This is a genomic window from Pseudomonas sp. Z4-7 (assembly GCF_051131965.1).
Taxonomy (GTDB): domain Bacteria; phylum Pseudomonadota; class Gammaproteobacteria; order Pseudomonadales; family Pseudomonadaceae; genus Aquipseudomonas.
Window position 1 is genome coordinate 5,134,670 of record NZ_CP071642.1, and the last position, 19,756, is coordinate 5,154,425.

Here is a 19,756-nt window from a genome sequence, read left to right on the forward strand (position 1 = left end):
CTCTGGCTCAACTAAGGTGGGGCTATTCTAGTGCTCCAGCTCGAAAATAACTGCGCAAATTTACCACGAGCTTCGGCCGGTTTTATTACAGATAAAAACAAAACCCCTACCTGCGTCAGCAGATAGGGGTTTTGGAATTTAATCTTGACGATGACCTACTCTCACATGGGGAAACCCCACACTACCATCGGCGATGCATCGTTTCACTTCTGAGTTCGGGATGGGATCAGGTGGTTCCAATGCTCTATGGTCGTCAAGAAATTCGGTAGCCAGCGCGTGCCTTGCGGTCACGTTCCAGCGAATGGGTATGCGATAGTTTGTGGGTTTTGACTCGAACTTTCGGTTCATTGCGTCTTCACACACCGCAATCTGGCCTCTTTCGAGTCTACAGATTGCTTGGGTGTTATATGGTCAAGCCTCACGGGCAATTAGTACAGGTTAGCTCAACGCCTCACAGCGCTTACACACCCTGCCTATCAACGTCGTAGTCTTCGACGGCCCTTCAGGGGACTCAAGGTCCCAGTGAGATCTCATCTTGAGGCAAGTTTCCCGCTTAGATGCTTTCAGCGGTTATCTTTTCCGAACATAGCTACCCGGCAATGCCACTGGCGTGACAACCGGAACACCAGAGGTTCGTCCACTCCGGTCCTCTCGTACTAGGAGCAGCCCCTCTCAAATCTCAAACGTCCACGGCAGATAGGGACCGAACTGTCTCACGACGTTCTAAACCCAGCTCGCGTACCACTTTAAATGGCGAACAGCCATACCCTTGGGACCGGCTTCAGCCCCAGGATGTGATGAGCCGACATCGAGGTGCCAAACACCGCCGTCGATATGAACTCTTGGGCGGTATCAGCCTGTTATCCCCGGAGTACCTTTTATCCGTTGAGCGATGGCCCTTCCATACAGAACCACCGGATCACTAAGACCTACTTTCGTACCTGCTCGACGTGTCTGTCTCGCAGTCAAGCGCGCTTTTGCCTTTATACTCTACGACCGATTTCCGACCGGTCTGAGCGCACCTTCGTACTCCTCCGTTACTCTTTAGGAGGAGACCGCCCCAGTCAAACTACCCACCATACACTGTCCTCGATCCGGATAACGGACCTGAGTTAGAACCTCAAAGTTGCCAGGGTGGTATTTCAAGGATGGCTCCACGCAGACTGGCGTCCACGCTTCAAAGCCTCCCACCTATCCTACACAAGCAAATTCAAAGTCCAGTGCAAAGCTATAGTAAAGGTTCACGGGGTCTTTCCGTCTAGCCGCGGATACACTGCATCTTCACAGCGATTTCAATTTCACTGAGTCTCGGGTGGAGACAGCGCCGCCATCGTTACGCCATTCGTGCAGGTCGGAACTTACCCGACAAGGAATTTCGCTACCTTAGGACCGTTATAGTTACGGCCGCCGTTTACCGGGGCTTCGATCAAGAGCTTCGCGTTAGCTAACCCCATCAATTAACCTTCCGGCACCGGGCAGGCGTCACACCCTATACGTCCACTTTCGTGTTTGCAGAGTGCTGTGTTTTTAATAAACAGTCGCAGCGGCCTGGTATCTTCGACCGGCGTGGGCTTACGCAGCAAGTGCTTCACCCTCACCGGCGCACCTTCTCCCGAAGTTACGGTGCCATTTTGCCTAGTTCCTTCACCCGAGTTCTCTCAAGCGCCTTGGTATTCTCTACCCAACCACCTGTGTCGGTTTGGGGTACGGTTCCTGGTTACCTGAAGCTTAGAAGCTTTTCTTGGAAGCATGGCATCAACCACTTCGTCACCCAAAGGGTAACTCGTCATCAGCTCTCGGCCTTAGAATCCCGGATTTACCTAAGATTCCAGCCTACCACCTTAAACTTGGACAACCAACGCCAAGCTGGCCTAGCCTTCTCCGTCCCTCCATCGCAATAACCAGAAGTACAGGAATATTAACCTGTTTTCCATCGACTACGCTTTTCAGCCTCGCCTTAGGGACCGACTAACCCTGCGTCGATTAACGTTGCGCAGGAAACCTTGGTCTTTCGGCGTGGGTGTTTTTCACACCCATTGTCGTTACTCATGTCAGCATTCGCACTTCTGATACCTCCAGCAAGCTTCTCAACTCACCTTCACAGGCTTACAGAACGCTCCTCTACCGCATCACTTACGTGATACCCGTAGCTTCGGTGTATGGTTTGAGCCCCGTTACATCTTCCGCGCAGGCCGACTCGACTAGTGAGCTATTACGCTTTCTTTAAAGGGTGGCTGCTTCTAAGCCAACCTCCTAGCTGTCTAAGCCTTCCCACATCGTTTCCCACTTAACCATAACTTTGGGACCTTAGCTGACGGTCTGGGTTGTTTCCCTTTTCACGACGGACGTTAGCACCCGCCGTGTGTCTCCCATGCTCGGCACTTGTAGGTATTCGGAGTTTGCATCGGTTTGGTAAGTCGGGATGACCCCCTAGCCGAAACAGTGCTCTACCCCCTACAGTGATACATGAGGCGCTACCTAAATAGCTTTCGAGGAGAACCAGCTATCTCCGAGCTTGATTAGCCTTTCACTCCGATCCACAGGTCATCCGCTAACTTTTCAACGGTAGTCGGTTCGGTCCTCCAGTCAGTGTTACCTAACCTTCAACCTGCCCATGGATAGATCGCCCGGTTTCGGGTCTATTCCCAGCGACTAGACGCCCTATTAAGACTCGCTTTCGCTACGCCTCCCCTATTCGGTTAAGCTCGCCACTGAAAATAAGTCGCTGACCCATTATACAAAAGGTACGCAGTCACCCAACAAAGTGGGCTCCCACTGCTTGTACGCATACGGTTTCAGGATCTATTTCACTCCCCTCTCCGGGGTTCTTTTCGCCTTTCCCTCACGGTACTAGTTCACTATCGGTCAGTCAGTAGTATTTAGCCTTGGAGGATGGTCCCCCCATATTCAGACAAAGTTTCTCGTGCTCCGTCCTACTCGATTTCACTTCTAAGATCCTTTCGCGTACAGGGCTATCACCCACTATGGCCGCACTTTCCAGAGCGTTCCGCTAAAATCAAAGAAGCTTAAGGGCTAGTCCCCGTTCGCTCGCCACTACTAAGGGAATCTCGGTTGATTTCTTTTCCTCAGGGTACTTAGATGTTTCAGTTCCCCTGGTTCGCCTCTTGCACCTATGTATTCAGTACAAGATAACCATCTTATGATGGCTGGGTTCCCCCATTCAGACATCTCCGGATCAAAGTCTGTTTGCCGACTCCCCGAAGCTTTTCGCAGGCTACCACGTCTTTCATCGCCTCTGACTGCCAAGGCATCCACCGTATGCGCTTCTTCACTTGACCATATAACCCCAAGCAATCTGGTTATACTGTGAAGACGACATTCGCCGAAAATTCGAATTTCTCAACTAAGAGAACTCACAAATTTTACCTTAGCCTGAGCCGTTACCAGTGAAAGTAACGTCCAGTCTATCTTTCTATCACATACCCAAATTTTTAAAGAACGATCTAATCAAAAGACTAGAAATCAACATTCAGGCACCGTACGGTGGAATGCTCATTTCTAAGCTTTAAACGTTGGTGCCAATCTGTAATGGTGGAGCCAAGCGGGATCGAACCGCTGACCTCCTGCGTGCAAGGCAGGCGCTCTCCCAGCTGAGCTATGGCCCCGTATCGCTACAGGGGACACCATGAAATTGGTGGGTCTGGGCAGATTCGAACTGCCGACCTCACCCTTATCAGGGGTGCGCTCTAACCAACTGAGCTACAGACCCAATCGTCTTCTTCAATGAATCAAGCAATTCGTGTGGGAGCTCATGAAGCCGCTGCGGTCGTCGATTAAGGAGGTGATCCAGCCGCAGGTTCCCCTACGGCTACCTTGTTACGACTTCACCCCAGTCATGAATCACACCGTGGTAACCGTCCTCCCGAAGGTTAGACTAGCTACTTCTGGTGCAACCCACTCCCATGGTGTGACGGGCGGTGTGTACAAGGCCCGGGAACGTATTCACCGCGACATTCTGATTCGCGATTACTAGCGATTCCGACTTCACGCAGTCGAGTTGCAGACTGCGATCCGGACTACGATCGGTTTTGTGGGATTAGCTCCACCTCGCGGCTTGGCAACCCTCTGTACCGACCATTGTAGCACGTGTGTAGCCCAGGCCGTAAGGGCCATGATGACTTGACGTCATCCCCACCTTCCTCCGGTTTGTCACCGGCAGTCTCCTTAGAGTGCCCACCATAACGTGCTGGTAACTAAGGACAAGGGTTGCGCTCGTTACGGGACTTAACCCAACATCTCACGACACGAGCTGACGACAGCCATGCAGCACCTGTCTCAATGTTCCCGAAGGCACCAATCCATCTCTGGAAAGTTCATTGGATGTCAAGGCCTGGTAAGGTTCTTCGCGTTGCTTCGAATTAAACCACATGCTCCACCGCTTGTGCGGGCCCCCGTCAATTCATTTGAGTTTTAACCTTGCGGCCGTACTCCCCAGGCGGTCAACTTAATGCGTTAGCTGCGCCACTAAGAGCTCAAGGCTCCCAACGGCTAGTTGACATCGTTTACGGCGTGGACTACCAGGGTATCTAATCCTGTTTGCTCCCCACGCTTTCGCACCTCAGTGTCAGTATCAGTCCAGGTGGTCGCCTTCGCCACTGGTGTTCCTTCCTATATCTACGCATTTCACCGCTACACAGGAAATTCCACCACCCTCTACCATACTCTAGCTCGACAGTTTTGAATGCAGTTCCCAGGTTGAGCCCGGGGATTTCACATCCAACTTAACGAACCACCTACGCGCGCTTTACGCCCAGTAATTCCGATTAACGCTTGCACCCTCTGTATTACCGCGGCTGCTGGCACAGAGTTAGCCGGTGCTTATTCTGTCGGTAACGTCAAAACAATTACGTATTAGGTAACTGCCCTTCCTCCCAACTTAAAGTGCTTTACAATCCGAAGACCTTCTTCACACACGCGGCATGGCTGGATCAGGCTTTCGCCCATTGTCCAATATTCCCCACTGCTGCCTCCCGTAGGAGTCTGGACCGTGTCTCAGTTCCAGTGTGACTGATCATCCTCTCAGACCAGTTACGGATCGTCGCCTTGGTGAGCCATTACCTCACCAACTAGCTAATCCGACCTAGGCTCATCTGATAGCGCAAGGCCCGAAGGTCCCCTGCTTTCTCCCGTAGGACGTATGCGGTATTAGCGTCCGTTTCCGAGCGTTATCCCCCACTACCAGGCAGATTCCTAGGCATTACTCACCCGTCCGCCGCTCGCCACCAGGTACAAGTACCCGTGCTGCCGCTCGACTTGCATGTGTTAGGCCTGCCGCCAGCGTTCAATCTGAGCCATGATCAAACTCTTCAGTTCAAACATCTTTGGGTTTTGAGAAAACCCTAAACTTGGCTCAGCAATCGTTGGTTACATCTTTGATTTCTCGCGGAGTAACTTGTGATGCTGATAATCTGTTGACTAGCAGTCTGACTCCACAAGCACCCACACGAATTGCTTGATTCAGTTGTTAAAGAGCGGTGGGTTGAGCCTTTCGTCTCAACCGAGGCGCGCATTCTACAGCGCCCCGTGTATCTGTCAAGCGGTTATTTTAAGAAGCTTTCAAAGTTTCGCTTGGAAATCCTTAACAACTTCAACCACTTGCGCTTCCGATCTCTCGTTAGCGGGAGGCGAATTCTACAGCGTTAGTCGCTGCTGTCAACACCTCTTTTTTACCGCTTTCGACCGAGAGGATCGAACCGTCGGCAGCGCCCATCAAACCGGCCTGCCCACTCCTTCCGTGCTTCGATGATCTGAAGCCGCACACTTTCGAAACCTACTTAACTCATTGAAACTCAAGGAGTTTTCCGTTTCGACTGCGCCGGAAGTGGGGCGAATTATAGACATCCAGAATTTGCCGTCAACCATTAATTACGTTTTTGTTGCAGAAGACTCCTTTCGCCCCATCAGACGCGGGATACGCCGCATCACCGCAGGCACCCTGAGCACCAACAGTACCGCACCTATAAAGGCATATATCGCCCACTCCTTCAGATCGGCCCGCACGATCCACAACATATGCAGCAACCCAAGCCCCAATATCGGATAGGCCAGGCGATGCAGTTTCTTCCAGCGCCCGCCCAGTCGCCGCTGGCTGTAGCGGTTGGACGTCACTGCCAGCGCCAGCAAGCCAAGAAAACCGAGCGCTCCGACGATGATGTAAGGCCGCTTGCCCAGCTCCACACCCAGCTGTGACCAATCGAACCCCAGGATGAACGCCAGATACCCGCTCAAATGCAGTACGACATAAGTAAAGCACCACAAACCCAACTGACGCCGGACGGCTATCCACCCCGCCCACCCCGTCAGTTTCTGCAGCGGCGTCATGCACAAGGTAACCAGCAACAGGATCAGCGTCCCCAACCCCAACCGATCCACCAGCACCTTGCCCGGGTCCGGCCCCAGGAAATTCGCCAATGCCTCATAAAGCCAAAGCATTGGCCAGATCGCCGCCGCGATGAATACGCCGATCCGCCACGCCAGAAAACGCATCAATAATCCTTCCTCAGGTCCATTCCTGCATATAAAGAAGCCACTTCATCCTGATAGCCGTTGAACATCAACGTATCGCGAACGTTGGGGCTGAGCAGCCCGCTCGGCAAACGACGCTCCCGCGCCTGGGTCCAGCGCGGATGGTCAACGGTGGGATTGACGTTGGCATAAAAGCCGTACTCATCAGCCGCAATGCTTTGCCAGGTTGTCTTGGGCTGCTCGCTGACCAGACTGATCCGCACGATGGATTTCACGCTCTTGAAGCCATACTTCCATGGCACCACCAACCGCAACGGCGCACCGTTCTGGTTCGGCAACTCCCGCCCGTACATCCCAACCGCGAGGATTGCCAGCGGGTTCATCGCCTCATCCAACCGCAAACCTTCTACATACGGCCAGTCAATCAGGGCAAAGCCTGAACGCTGGCCCGGCATGGCCTTGGGATCCTGCAGCGTCTCGAAACGAATGTACTTGGCCTTGGAGGTCGGCTCGACCTGCTTGAGTAGTGCGGAGATGGGAAAGCCGATCCACGGAATGACCATCGACCAGGCCTCGACACAGCGCAATCGATAAATCCGCTCCTCCAGCTGATAAGGCTTCATGAAGTCTTCCAGACCATAGCGGCCCGGCTTACCCACCTCACCCTCCACGACTACGCTCCAGGGCTCGGTTTTCAACGACCCTGCATTGGCCGCTGGATCACCCTTATCGGTTCCGAACTCATAGAAGTTGTTGTAGTGGGTGGCGTCCTTGAATGGGGTGATCGACTCATTTCCAGCCGTCACCGCGCCCCATTGGGTAGCTGCAACCTTCTCAGCCAACCAGGCCGGCGCCTTGCCTGGCTCGACATTGGGATAACGCGCTACATCCGCGGCGCCGGCCCATCGCGGCAAGCTACCCACGGCGAGGCCAGCCACGGATGCCCCTAGCAACTTGCGACGGGATAGATAGAAGGATTCAGGCGTGACGTCCGATTCACGACTGTCGGACGATTTGGGGATCTTGATCAGCATGACGACTCCGCAGTGTTGGAGGGCAGATGCACCAATAGACTGCGGAGTATGGGGGAAATTAGATTAAGGCAACGTTTAGCGTCGGCGAAGACGCAACAAATATTGCACCGGACCCGACGCAGCATAGGCGAGAAATACCAGCAGCAGGATACGCGGCGGATCGCTGAAGACCACGGCGAACACCAGCACCACAGCCAGGATCGCGACAAACGGCACGCGACCTTTCAGATCCAGTTCCTTGAAGCTGTTGTATTTGATATTGCTGACCATCAGCATCCCGGCCGCCGCCACCAGCAATGCCACCAGGAACGACATTTTCGAGCCCTGGATGCCGTAGTCGCTGAATGCCCAGACTACGCCGGCCACCACGCCCGCGGCTGCCGGACTCGCGAGACCGATGAAGTAGCGTTTGTCAGCGGTGCCGACCTGGGTATTAAAACGTGCCAGGCGCAACGCGGCACCGGCCACATAGATGAAAGCCACCATCCAGCCGACCTTGCCCATGTCGCCCAGCGCCCAGCCGAACGCTAGTAACGCGGGGGCAACACCGAACGCGACCATGTCGGACAGCGAGTCGTATTCGGCGCCGAATGCACTCTGGGTATTGGTCATGCGGGCCACGCGCCCGTCAAGGCCATCGAGCACCATGGCGACGAATATCGCAATGGCAGCCAGGGCGAAATAGCGGCTTGCCCCGGCACTGTCACCAGCACTGAGCGCCGCCTGGGCGCTCATGGAGCTGATGATGGAATAGAAGCCGGCAAACAGGTTCGCGGTGGTGAACAGGTTCGGCAGTAGATAGATGCCACGATGCCGGACCTTACGGCCTTCAGCGTCATGGCCCTCTTCGACGTGTTCATCGATGGGCAACAGGCTTTCGGCGTCAGGAGCCTGGTTCGGCTCGTCGGGACGTTCGCTCATGGACAGTACCTTGCAACGGTGTGAAAAAATTCGACAGGCGTCTGGGACGACGGTTCGGCCGCAAACGATGCAGCTTTATACCAGAAGCCAATGCCCAAACGAAAAAACGCGGCCAGGGCCGCGTTTTTCGATCAAGTCGCGACTCAGTTCTTGGCTTTGTCGACGATCTTGTTGGCACCGATCCACGGCATCATGGAGCGCAGTTGCTCGCCGATGATTTCGATACCGTGAGCGGCGTTGTTGCGGCGCTTGGCGGTCATCGAAGGATAGCCGGTGGCACCTTCGCTGATGAACATCTTGGCGTATTCACCGTCCTGAATACGTTTCAGGGCGTTGCGCATGGCCTGGCGAGATTCGGCGTTGATGACTTCCGGACCGGTCACGTACTCGCCGTACTCGGCGTTGTTGGAGATCGAGTAGTTCATGTTGGCGATACCGCCTTCGTACATGAGGTCAACGATCAGTTTCAGTTCGTGCAGGCACTCGAAGTAGGCCATTTCCGGCGCGTAGCCAGCTTCAACCAGGGTTTCGAAACCGGCTTTGACCAGCTCGACGGTGCCGCCGCACAGAACGGCTTGCTCACCGAACAGGTCGGTTTCAGTCTCGTCCTTGAAGGTGGTTTCGATGATGCCGGTACGACCGCCACCCACGCCGGCGGCGTAGGACAGCGCAACGTTCTTGGCATTGCCGGACGCATCCTGATAGATCGCGATCAGGTCAGGGATACCGCCGCCCTTGACGAACTCGGAACGGACGGTGTGGCCCGGGGCCTTCGGCGCGATCATGATCACGTCGAGGTCGGCGCGCGGCACAACCTGGTTGTAATGGATCGCGAAGCCATGGGAGAAGGCCAGGGTGGCGCCTTTCTTGATGTTCGGCTCGATTTCGTTCTTGTACAGGGCAGACTGGAATTCGTCCGGGGTCAGGATCATGACCAGGTCGGCAGCGGCAACGGCGGAAGCCACGTCGGTGACTTTCAAGCCGTGGGCCTCGGCCTTGGCGACGGTAGCCGAGCCTTTGCGCAGGCCGACGGTTACGTCAACGCCGGAATCTTTCAGGTTGCACGCCTGGGCGTGACCTTGGGAGCCGTAGCCGATGATGGCGACTTTTTTGCCCTGGATGATCGACAGGTCGCAATCTTTATCGTAGAAAACTTTCATGAATTTCCCCTATATCCGGCCATTCCGGCCATTCGCTAATTTGGTTAGATGCTCAGTACTTTGTCGCCACGGGCAATCCCGGTGACGCCACTGCGTACGGTTTCCAGGATCGAGGCAGTTCCGATCGATTGAATGAAGCTGTCGAGCTTGTCGCTGGTACCGGTCAACTGAACGGTATAGACGCTGGCGCTGACATCGACGATCTGCCCACGATAAATATCGGTAGTGCGTTTGATCTCGGCGCGCTGGGCGCCGGTGGCCTTGACCTTGACCAGCATCAGCTCGCGTTCGATGTGAGCGCTCTCCGACAGGTCCACCAGCTTGACCACCTCGATCAGCTTGTTCAGGTTCTTGGTGATCTGCTCGATGACTTCATCGTGACCTACGGTGGTCAGCGTCAGACGCGACAGGGTCGGGTCCTCGGTTGGCGCCACGGTCAGGCTTTCGATGTTGTAGTTGCGCTGCGAGAACAGGCCCACTACACGAGACAGAGCACCCGGTTCGTTTTCCAGAAGCAAGGAAATAATATGTCGCATGATTAGGTACGCTCCGTCTTGCTCAGCCACATATCGCGCATGGAGCCGTCTTTGATTTGCATCGGGTAGACGTGCTCGCTGGTATCGACCTGGATATCGAGGAACACCAGGCGGTCTTTCATGGCGAAGGCTTCTTCAAGCCCGGACTTCAAGTCCTTCAGGTCGGTGATGCGGATGCCCACGTGACCGTAGGCCTCGACCAGCTTGACAAAGTCCGGCAACGATTCCATGTAGGAATGCGAATGACGGCTGCCGTAGCTCATGTCCTGCCACTGGCGAACCATGCCCAGTACACCGTTGTTCAGGTTGACGATCTTCACCGGCAAACCGTACTGCAGGCAGGTCGACAGCTCCTGGATGTTCATCTGGATACTGCCTTCGCCGGTGACGCAGGCGACGTCGTTGTCCGGGAAGCTCAACTTGACGCCCATGGCCGCCGGGAAGCCGAAGCCCATGGTGCCCAGGCCACCGGAGTTGATCCAGCGGTTAGGCTTGTTGAACCGGTAGTATTGCGCCGCGAACATTTGGTGCTGGCCAACGTCGGAAGTCACGAAGGCATCGCCCTTGGTCACTTCGCACAGGGTCTCGATGACGGTCTGCGGCTTGATCACGCTGCCGTCGCCCTTGTCGTACGGGAACAGGCCACGATCACCGCGCCATTCATCGACCTGTTTCCACCAGGCGGCCACGGACTCCTTGTTCGGAGCCTCGCCGATTTCCTTGAGGATGGCGACCATCTCGGTCAGCACGCTCTCGACCGGACCGACAATCGGCACGTCTGCCTTGATGGTCTTGGAGATGGACGCCGGGTCGATGTCGATGTGGATGATCTTGGCGTTCGGGCAGAATTTCGCCGGGCCGTTGATGACCCGGTCGTCGAAACGTGCGCCCACGGCCAGGATGACATCGGCATGGTGCATCGCCAGGTTGGCGGTGTAGCTGCCGTGCATGCCGAGCATGCCGATGAACTGGCGGTCGGTGCCCGGGTAGGCGCCAAGCCCCATCAAGGTATTGGTAACCGGCAGGTTGAGCATCTTTGCCAATTCAGTCAGCGGCGCGGAGCCACCACCGAGGATGACCCCACCCCCCGAGTACAGGACCGGGCGCTTGGCCGCGAGCAGCATTTCGGCGGCCTTGCGGATTTGTCCCGAGTGACCGCGTACGGCCGGGCTGTAGGAGCGCAGCTTGGCTTTTTTCGGATAGATGTACTCGAATTTCTCGGCCGGGTTGGTCATGTCTTTCGGCACGTCGACCACGACCGGGCCTGGACGACCGGACTCAGCCAGGTAAAAGGCTTTTTTCATGACCTCCGGGATTTCCGACGCGTGCTTGATCATGAAGCTGTGCTTCACGATCGGCCGGGAGATACCGATCATGTCGGTTTCCTGGAACGCATCGGTACCGACCATGGTGCTGGGCACCTGGCCAGAGATGATCACCATCGGGATCGAGTCCATGTAGGCCGTGGCGATACCGGTGATGGCGTTCGTGGCGCCAGGGCCGGATGTCACCAGAACCACGCCGGCCTTGCCGGTGGCGCGGGCATAGCCGTCAGCCATATGGGTGGCCGCTTGTTCGTGGCGAACCAGGATGTGGGTCACTTCCGGTTCTTTGAACAGGGCATCATAGACATGAAGGAGAGCACCGCCGGGGTACCCGTAGATATATTTGACGCCTTCGTCACGCAAGAAGCGGACGAGCATCTCACCGCCAGATAAAAGCTCCACGTTGTTCACCTCTAAAACGCCAGAATACCGACCCACGAAAAGGGGACGGGTCTTAATAGGTTTACTTCTCGGCAGAGCATGAGCGACGGTGGTCGCCGACTACGTCAGCACTGACTGAGCAAGTATTGGGATCGTCCCAAGTGTTGCGGGCCTTTCCCACCCAGCGCGAGGTAACGCGTTGCGGGTGTAACAGGTCGGCGCGGATGTGCGCCTCATGATCTGCCGAGTGGGTCTGCTTCTGGCAGTCCCTCTACAGCGGACTTTGGATTCTTCTGTTTCGCCCTCTGCAAGTCAAGTCGTCAATGTGCTTTATTGAAGTAAGCACATGAGAACGCAAGAAAAAACCTTTAAACGGCTACTCTGTTAGCTTCAATTGCGCAACCCAGGACAAGGAAACAGCATGCGAACGATGTTATTGACGGCCTGCCTGCTGGCGGGCCTGAGCCCGATGAGCATGGCCGGCCAGATTTACAAATGGGTGGACGCCCAGGGCGTGACCCACTTCGGCGCCCAGCCGCCGCAAGGCGTAGAGGCGACAACCGTGGGCAGATCCGCACCGCCCGCTCCCAAGCCGGCAGCACCTGTTACCGGCGGTGTCGTCGGCGATCAAAAAGCCATCGACCAACAGGTAAAGCAGCAAGTTGCCGAGCAGGAAGCCCAACTCAAGGCGTTCTGCGAACAGGCCCGAACTAACCTGGCGCAACTGCAGAACAACCCCAGGGTCAGGGAAGACGTGGAAGGCGAAATGCGCCGGCTCACGGATGAAGAGCGGCGCCAGCGCATCGATGAGACCCGCAAGCAGATCGAAGAACACTGCCAGTGAGGGAAGTCAGCGGGCGTCGCTGATCAACTGGTCGAACTGCGCCAGCAACCGCTGCAACTCGGCGCCCTGCCCTGGCCGCTGGGCATAAACCATTTCGGCCATGGCCAGGATGCCCGAGGCGTTAGGCAGTGGCAGGTCGTTTTCCAGGATCGCCTTCATCCGCGGCAGGAAGATCCATTGCAGCCACTGCTCGAAATCCAGGGTATCGACCGCAAACGGCTCGACACTCGCCAGCGCCTCGGCCGAAGGCGAAACGCTGCTCCACCAACCCTGGACGCGCAGTTCGCGCTCGATCAACAGCAACTGATCGGCGATCTGGGGAAAACGAACATCCATCAGAGTGAAACCTTGGCTTTCTGACGGGCCAGTGCGGCGCCAGCGGAGTCGCCTTGTTTCTCGCGGGCCTGGGCAATCAGTTCCCACAGGCTTGCCTGGAGTGCCGGCCGACCGCTGGAGAATGTCAGGCCGCGGCGCGCCAGTTGCTCGGCTTGCGGCGCATCGCCCTGGGCCATGCGTACCTGGGCCAGCCGATAAAGAACCTGAGGCTCGCGCGGCGCGACACGCTGGGCGCGCTCGAGGCTGGAGGACGCGCCGTTGAGGTCACCACCGGCCTGCTGCTGTTGGGCCGTAGTCAGCAGCGCCAGCACCGGACCATCCAGTTGCTCATCGGCGGACAAGCCACCGGAGCTCGCCGACGGAATGCTGCTCGGCGTCGATGGCACGTTGTAGCTGCCCTGGTCGATCGGCGAAGTCTCGATAGGACCCGGCGTGATCGGCCCCGGTGTGATCGGCGTGCTGCTGATGGGTGCCGACGTGGCAGCGCCACCACCGGGCACCATCACCACGACGCCCGTATCACCCTGGGGAATCGCCTGGGTCTGAGCACCCTGCACCGGCCGCTTTACGGTCGTCTGACGGAAGCCGCCATTGGCCGAGACCCGCTCGCTGTTGGAAACGGCGGTACCGGAGTCGACAACCGGAATCGAGCCGCGCTGTACGGTAGAGCAGCCGCTGAGCAAAGCCACGGCGGTTACCGCTGGAATCAACCACTTGTTCACTTGAAACCCTCTTTGCTTAATTCACCCAGTCCTTGACCCAATCCATCACCGATTCGGCTGGGTTCTGGCCGCCACACGCCGCACCGGGCGGCGGTTCGCTGCCGCGAATATACGGCATCTGAACCGCGCCCGGGCAATTCGCGTCGGAGCCCTGCCCGGTGCGTGAATCGACCCAGGCCTGGACGATGTTGTCCGGTTGCGGCATGTCCAGCGGCAACGGGTCGGCCTTGCGCATGAAACTGGTCCAGACCTGCAATGCGCCGGTGGCGCCGGTGAACGGCGTCTTGCCGTTGTCGTCACGCCCCAGCCAGACCACCGCCAGCAAGTCCTGGCTGAACCCGGCGAACCAACTGTCGCGCGAATCGTTACTGGTGCCGGTCTTGCCCGCCAGGGTCAGCGTCCGCGGAAGCACGTTATAGACCGAGCTGCCGGTACCTTCACGCATGACCCGCTGCATGGCGCTTTGGATCAGATAGATGGAAGCCGGATCGAAACGCTGCTGGATCTGGAACGGATAACGCTTGAGCGGCTCGCCGTCGGCGGTCAGCACACTGCGGATGCCACGCATCGGCGTATTGAAACCACCGTTGGCCAGGGTCTGGTACATCGCCGCCACTTCGATCGGGGTCAGGCCACCGGCGCCCAACAGCATCGACGGGAAAGCCGGGAACTCGCGGTTCACCCCCAGGCGCGCCAAGGTCTTGAGCACATTCGGCACGCCGACTTCCAGCCCGAGGCGAGCCGTTGAGAGGTTGTAGGAATGCGCCAGGCCCTGATAAAGGAATACCGTGCCGTGGGGACGACGATCATAGTTTTGCGGCGTCCAGACCTGGCCGTCCGCGCCCTTGACCGAGAATGACTCGTCGGAGAGCCAACTGGTCAGCGTGTACTGGCTCGGTTTTTCCAGAGCGGTGAGGTACACCGCCGGCTTGATCAGCGAGCCGATCGGGCGCACCGCATCCAGCGCCCGGTTGAAACCGGCATAGCTGGCCTGACGGCTACCGATCATCGCCTGGACTTCGCCGGTTTCCGGGTTGGTCACGACCATGGCCGCTTCGACTTCGTCAGAGCCCTTGCGCCCCGCCAGGCGCTTGAAGGTGTCATTGACCGAGGCCTCGGCTTTCATCTGCAGGATCGGATCGAAGCTGGTGAAGATGCGCAAGCCTTCTTCGGTCAAGTCTTCGTCGCGATAGTCTTCGCGCAGCTGACGCTTGACCAGGTCCATGAAGCCCGGGAACGAACTGTCCGCGAGGCTGCCGCGCTTGGTCACGCCCAGCGGCATCTTTTTCGCCGCTTCTACCTGCTCGGCCGTGGCCACGCCTTGTTGCTGCAACAAGTCCAGCACCAGGTTGCGCCGCTCGAGGGCGCGCTCCGGATTGCGACGCGGGTTGTAGGAAGACGGCCCCTTGACCATGCCGACCAACAACGCCACCTGGTGCAACTTGAGCTCGGACAGCGGCTGGCTGAAGAAGAACTGGCTGGCCAGGCCGAAACCGTGCACCGCCCGCTGGCCGTCCTGGCCGACAAAGACCTCGTTGAGGTAGGCCTCGAGAATTTCCTGCTTGCTGTAATGCAGCTCCAGCAACAACGCCATCATCGCTTCGGTGAGCTTGCGGGTCAGGCTGCGTTCGTTGGTCAGGTAGAAGTTCTTGACCAACTGCTGGGTCAGGGTACTGCCGCCCTGGCGCATGTGTCCCGACGAGGTATTGACCCAGACGGCCCGGGCAATCGACTTGGGCGAGACGCCGAAGTGATGGTAGAAATCACGGTCTTCGACGGCGATCAGGGTTTCAAGCAGGAACGGCGGCACCTGATCGATCTTGATCAGGATCCGGTCTTCGAGATTTTTCGGGTACAACCCACCAATCAGCAGCGGCTCGAGGCGCACCACCGACAGACTCGCATTGTTGGCGCCCGTCAGCGCGGCCACATAGTCACCGGAGAAACGCACCCGCACCGGCTGCGCCTGCTCCATGCCTTCATAGAACTGGAAGCCGCGAGTATTGATGTCGATGGTGTTGCCATTGACCGAAGCTGCACCCGGGCCATTGGCCACGCTTTCACGGCGATAACCCAAGGCATCGAGCTCGGTCAGGAAATCCTCCTTGCTGAGCTTTTGTCCGACGAACAGCTCCAGCGGCCGCGCGTAGACCTTGGCCGGAATGGTCCAGCGCTTGCCGGAGAATTTCTCCTGGACCACGGCATCGAGGTAGACGGCAAAACCGGCGAGCACGACAAGGCCCACCAGGCTCAGTTTAAGGGCCCAGCCCAGCCAGGGCCGGAGGCGGCTGGCGGGAGGTTTCTTGGGGGTACGGGGGGATCGGGTACGAGTCATGGCGGCGGATTATACGCACTTTGGCGTGGTTCAACATGCGTCCGCCAAGGTTTGCGTTAGCCTCGCTTGCCGCCATAATGAGCGCCTTGAATTTTCCCGCCTCTGAAGGATCGCCCGTGAGCCAATCACTGATCGCTGCCCTGCAAAACCCGGCCCTTTACCCGCATCCCGTCGAAGGGTTCCAGGTCATCGAAACCCATATTTCCTGGGTGTTGCTCACCGGGCACTACGCCTACAAATTCAAGAAACCGGTCAATTTCGGCTTCCTCGACTTCACCAGCCTCGACGCGCGCAAGCATTTTTGCGCTGAAGAACTGCGCCTGAACCAGCGCCTGACCCAGGACCTCTACCTGGAAGTCTTGCCGATTACCGGCAGCGCCGAAGCGCCAAGCCTCGGCGGTGATGGTCCGGCCATCGAATACGCCCTGAAGATGCGCCAGTTTCCCCAGAGCCAACTGCTCAGCACGCTCCAGGCCAACGGCGAACTGACCACCGCGCACATTGATGAAATGGCCGCGCAGATCGCCCAGTTCCATCTTTCGACGCCCAAGGTGCCAGCCGACAACGCGGCAGGCACGCCGGACAGCGTCATGGCGCCGGTGCGGCAGAATTTCGAACAGATCCGTCCGTTCCTCAGCGACAAGGCTGACCTGCTGCAACTCGAAGCCCTGCAAGCCTGGGCCGAAAGCAGCTTCGAACGCCTCAAGCCGCTGCTGGCCCAGCGCAAGACCGAAGGCTTCACCCGCGAATGCCACGGCGACATCCACTTGGGTAATGCCACCGTGATCGATGGCCAGGTGGTGATTTTCGACTGCATCGAGTTCAACGAGCCGTTCCGTTTCACCGACGTCTACGCCGACACCGCGTTCCTGGCGATGGACCTTGAAGACCGCGGCCTCAAGTCACTGGCGCGGCGGTTCGTCAGCCAGTACCTGGAGCTGACGGGCGATTACCAGGGCCTGGAGCTGTTGAATTTCTACAAGGCCTACCGCGCCCTGGTGCGCGCCAAGGTCGCACTGTTCAGCATGCCCGCCGAAGCCGATCCGGTGCAGCGCGCCACGACTCTGCGCCAGTACCGCAACTACGCCAACCTGGCCGAAAGCTACAGCACCATCCCGTCGCGCTTCCTGGCGATTACCCATGGTGTTTCGGCCGTGGGCAAAAGCCATGTCGCCATGCGCCTGGTAGAGGCCCTGGGCGCGATTCGCCTGCGCTCGGACGTGGAGCGCAAGCGCCTGTTCGGCGAACAGCAAGTATCGAACGATCCACAGGCCGGCATTTATAGCAGCGACGCCAGCTGCACCACCTACGCCCGCCTGCATGAAATTGCCGACGCGATCCTGCACGCAGGTTTCCCGGTGGCAATCGACGCCACCTACCTCAAGCGTGAGCAGCGTGACGCCGCTGCCAGGATCGCCGAAGGCACGGGCGCGCCGTTCCTGATCCTCGACTGCGACGCGCCGCAAGCGGTGGTCGAAAGCCGGCTCGCCCAGCGCCAGGCGGACCAGAAGGACCCGTCCGACGCGAACCTGGCCGTCATCGCCGCCCAACAGGCCGGCCGCGAAGCGTTGACCCCGGCGGAAATCCTTTGCAGCAAACGGGTTCAGACCAACGAAAGCGGCACGCTGGATGTTGTGGTCGCGCAGATCCGCCAACGCTTGCCAGGCCTGTAGGAATTATTTCGGCCGTGAAGCGACGCCCGGCTTCACGGCCGTCAAATAGTGGCACTATACTGGCGTCATAAAACCAGCAGGTGATATGAAATGAGCCACCCCAAGCTTCTCGACACCCCGCTTTATGCCTTGTTGCGCAACGACGATATCGCCGGCTTCAACAGCGAACGGCCTCAGGGGCCGATCGACATGCGCGGCGGCGATTTCCGTGGTCTTGACCTGCGTGAACTGAACGCGGACAACGTCGATTTCACCGATGCCTACTTCCGTTCCGCCGATTTGCGCGGCGTCGATTTTCGTAACTCGTCGCTGGAAGGCGCGAGCCTCGCCCACGCGCAGATTTCCGGTGCCTACTTCCCGCCCGAGCTGTCGGCCGATGAGATCCTGATGTCGATGAATTTCGGCACACGCCTGCGCTACCGCACCCGCTAAGCCTGAAGCAACCGAGGCCCGGCATCGAACAGACCTCCAGCGCCCCCGCCTGCGCTGGACGACGTGCCGTGTTTGTCGTTCTGCACCTATCGTGCGTAATGCATTAGAAGGTTTTGCGTCGATTCCGACCAAACAATCACGCTTTTCCTACTGACCGCTACACTCCTGAGAAGCTTGCCCACTGCACCAGTCGGCCGTCGCAAGGAGGCTCGATGAATGATGAACTGCAACACCTGAAGAATCTGGGCAAGACGTCAGCCCAGTGGCTGCATGCCGTGGGCATCCACAGCGCCTCGGATCTACGCCGCCTCGGCGCGGTGGACGCCTATCGCGCCGTTCGCACTCGCGGGTTCCGGGCATCAAAGGTATTGCTGTATGCCATCGAAGGCGCATTGATGGACATGCATTGGAACGATATTCCCGCTGAACGCAAGGAAGCCCTCAACAAACAGCTGGATGCCATTTCGGCTCGCCACAAAGCCTGACGCACGATTTTTGCCGCCCACATTGCGCCGCCCCATTATTTTTGGCGAATCGAAAAACTTTGTTTGACTTGGAAATGAGAATCGCTATGATTACCACATCCGGTCGCGAGACTGGTCGATATTTGAAAAGCCCTTGGTTCGGACTCTCAGATATCTCCTCATCAGGCTAATCACGGTTATTTGACCCGGCTTTTGCCGGGTCTTTTTTTGCCCGGAATATCACTTGCCTTGTTGTCCACGCATCTGCGCGCAGTAATCCTGAGGCAGGGTGGCCGGGGTGTACCACACATAATCAGCCATGGCCGACGTAACGTTGCTCCCCTCCTCGGCCAGCATCAGCACAACCGGCGCTTCGTTGGCGCCCAGGTCCCGCACATGCAGCGGCACGCCGACGTCTTTTCGCCCATGCCAGGCACCGGCAAACAACAATGCAGGCGTCGGCGCCTTGAGCAACTGCTCCGCCATTCGCCGGTCTCGCTGCTGCTGAACCGCCAGCATCGCCGGCATCTGCGATTCCGGCAACAGGCCGCAATGGGACTCGCGGATCTGTCCCAGCAGCTTTTCCTTCACCACGGACCAATTGGAGCGCTCACCGTCCACCAAAGGCATTTGACGATAAATGCGCTGGATCTCCGTGCGGTCAAGATTGGCCGCCAGCACCGGATAAGGCTGAGGCAAAGCGAACTCCACCACGGCTCCGTACAGGTTCCAATCCCAACCCGGCGACCAGTCCAGCGCGCCGGGCAAATCCTTGGGCAAGGCTGGCAACTGGCGAACCGCGTCGACCTTCGGCTGCTGCTGTGGCGTCAGCATCTCCAAGAGCAAGCTGCCTTGGGCTCGATGTTCGGCCAAGGCCTGGAGCAACCAGCGTTGCAACACATGATGGTCGCGGTTGTCGTGCTGCTCTCCGACCACGACACGCGAGGCCTTCGCCAAGCGCTCGACCAACGTAGGCGACGAGAGGGCCTGGCCATTTTGGAGGTTAAGGATCCGTCCGTTGACCGGAGGCGGCGCGATACTTTGGCAAGCCGTCAACACACTCAAAGCCAGGATCAGGAACAGGCGCACATCTGCATCCTCCAGATT

Annotated in this window: 14 protein-coding genes, 2 tRNA genes and 3 rRNA genes; 4 read left to right on the forward strand and 15 right to left on the reverse strand. The window is 57.9% G+C overall.

The window, feature by feature from the left end:
• Nucleotides 1-142: 142 nt before the first annotated feature.
• The 11 genes from rrf to J3P91_RS23085 form a co-directional block, all read right to left on the reverse strand.
• Nucleotides 143-258 (reverse strand): 5S ribosomal RNA (gene rrf / locus J3P91_RS23035).
• Between the two features lie 149 nt (nt 259-407).
• Nucleotides 408-3,299 (reverse strand): 23S ribosomal RNA (locus J3P91_RS23040).
• A 251-nt stretch (nt 3,300-3,550) separates the two neighbouring features.
• A tRNA-Ala gene (locus J3P91_RS23045) sits at nt 3,551-3,626 on the reverse strand.
• A 27-nt stretch (nt 3,627-3,653) separates the two neighbouring features.
• A tRNA-Ile gene (locus J3P91_RS23050) sits at nt 3,654-3,730 on the reverse strand.
• Between the two features lie 65 nt (nt 3,731-3,795).
• A 16S ribosomal RNA gene (locus J3P91_RS23055) occupies nt 3,796-5,334 on the reverse strand.
• Together the 16S, 23S and 5S rRNA genes with 2 tRNA genes alongside form the textbook arrangement of a ribosomal RNA operon.
• 552 nt (nt 5,335-5,886) lie before the next feature.
• Entirely contained in the window at nt 5,887-6,507 is a 621-nt protein-coding gene (gene msrQ / locus J3P91_RS23060) for a protein-methionine-sulfoxide reductase heme-binding subunit MsrQ (RefSeq protein WP_434601844.1), read from the reverse strand.
• Nucleotides 6,507-7,520, reverse strand: a complete 1,014-nt coding sequence (gene msrP, locus J3P91_RS23065) for a protein-methionine-sulfoxide reductase catalytic subunit MsrP (protein WP_434601845.1) — start codon at nt 7,518-7,520, stop codon at nt 6,507-6,509. The genes msrQ and msrP overlap by 1 nt, the downstream gene beginning before the upstream one ends.
• Nucleotides 7,521-7,595: 75 nt before the next feature.
• Nucleotides 7,596-8,441 (reverse strand): CDP-diacylglycerol--serine O-phosphatidyltransferase, encoded by an 846-nt coding sequence (gene pssA, locus J3P91_RS23070; RefSeq protein ID WP_305498795.1) that lies wholly within the window; start codon nt 8,439-8,441, stop codon nt 7,596-7,598.
• Between the two features lie 143 nt (nt 8,442-8,584).
• The gene (ilvC, locus tag J3P91_RS23075; RefSeq protein ID WP_003185459.1) at nt 8,585-9,601 is read right to left on the reverse strand and encodes a ketol-acid reductoisomerase; all 1,017 of its coding nucleotides are present in this window, start codon (nt 9,599-9,601) and stop codon (nt 8,585-8,587) included.
• A 44-nt stretch (nt 9,602-9,645) separates the two neighbouring features.
• On the reverse strand, nt 9,646-10,137 hold the full coding sequence (gene ilvN, locus J3P91_RS23080) for an acetolactate synthase small subunit (protein WP_003176102.1): 492 nt from the start codon (nt 10,135-10,137) through the stop codon (nt 9,646-9,648).
• Nucleotides 10,138-10,139: 2 nt separating this feature from the next.
• The gene (locus J3P91_RS23085) at nt 10,140-11,864 is read right to left on the reverse strand and encodes an acetolactate synthase 3 large subunit (RefSeq protein WP_305498794.1); all 1,725 of its coding nucleotides are present in this window, start codon (nt 11,862-11,864) and stop codon (nt 10,140-10,142) included.
• A gap of 400 nt (nt 11,865-12,264) precedes the next feature.
• Between J3P91_RS23085 and J3P91_RS23090 the strand changes: the two genes are divergently transcribed.
• The gene (locus J3P91_RS23090; RefSeq protein ID WP_434571808.1) at nt 12,265-12,687 is read left to right on the forward strand and encodes a DUF4124 domain-containing protein; all 423 of its coding nucleotides are present in this window, start codon (nt 12,265-12,267) and stop codon (nt 12,685-12,687) included.
• A 6-nt stretch (nt 12,688-12,693) separates the two neighbouring features.
• On the opposite strand, the gene J3P91_RS23095 is transcribed toward J3P91_RS23090, so the two are convergent.
• Genes J3P91_RS23095 through mrcB form a run of 3 tightly spaced genes read right to left on the reverse strand, consistent with a single transcriptional unit; the run spans nt 12,694 to nt 16,080 of the window.
• Complete coding sequence (locus J3P91_RS23095) at nt 12,694-13,023, reverse strand: YqcC family protein (protein ID WP_434571806.1); 330 nt, start codon at nt 13,021-13,023, stop codon at nt 12,694-12,696.
• Nucleotides 13,023-13,745 carry a tetratricopeptide repeat protein gene (locus tag J3P91_RS23100; RefSeq protein ID WP_434601846.1) on the reverse strand — a complete coding sequence of 241 codons (723 nt, stop codon included), beginning with the start codon at nt 13,743-13,745 and terminating at the stop codon, nt 13,023-13,025. The genes J3P91_RS23095 and J3P91_RS23100 overlap by 1 nt, the downstream gene beginning before the upstream one ends.
• A 16-nt stretch (nt 13,746-13,761) precedes the next feature.
• A complete protein-coding gene (gene mrcB, locus J3P91_RS23105) occupies nt 13,762-16,080 on the reverse strand; it encodes a penicillin-binding protein 1B (RefSeq protein ID WP_434571803.1) in 2,319 nt (772 codons plus the stop codon).
• Between the two features lie 116 nt (nt 16,081-16,196).
• On the opposite strand from mrcB, the gene J3P91_RS23110 reads away from it, so the two are divergent.
• From J3P91_RS23110 to J3P91_RS23120, 3 genes are all read left to right on the forward strand, one after another.
• Nucleotides 16,197-17,753, forward strand: coding sequence for an AAA family ATPase (locus tag J3P91_RS23110; protein WP_434601847.1), 1,557 nt, complete (start codon nt 16,197-16,199; stop codon nt 17,751-17,753).
• A gap of 90 nt (nt 17,754-17,843) precedes the next feature.
• Entirely contained in the window at nt 17,844-18,185 is a 342-nt protein-coding gene (locus J3P91_RS23115; protein WP_305498787.1) for a pentapeptide repeat-containing protein, read from the forward strand.
• Nucleotides 18,186-18,397: 212 nt separating this feature from the next.
• The gene (locus J3P91_RS23120) at nt 18,398-18,670 is read left to right on the forward strand and encodes a TfoX/Sxy family protein (RefSeq protein WP_039593847.1); all 273 of its coding nucleotides are present in this window, start codon (nt 18,398-18,400) and stop codon (nt 18,668-18,670) included.
• 219 nt (nt 18,671-18,889) lie between these two features.
• On the opposite strand, the gene J3P91_RS23125 is transcribed toward J3P91_RS23120, so the two are convergent.
• The gene (locus J3P91_RS23125) at nt 18,890-19,738 is read right to left on the reverse strand and encodes a ChaN family lipoprotein (RefSeq protein ID WP_434601848.1); all 849 of its coding nucleotides are present in this window, start codon (nt 19,736-19,738) and stop codon (nt 18,890-18,892) included.
• Between the last annotated feature and the right edge of the window lie 18 nt (nt 19,739-19,756).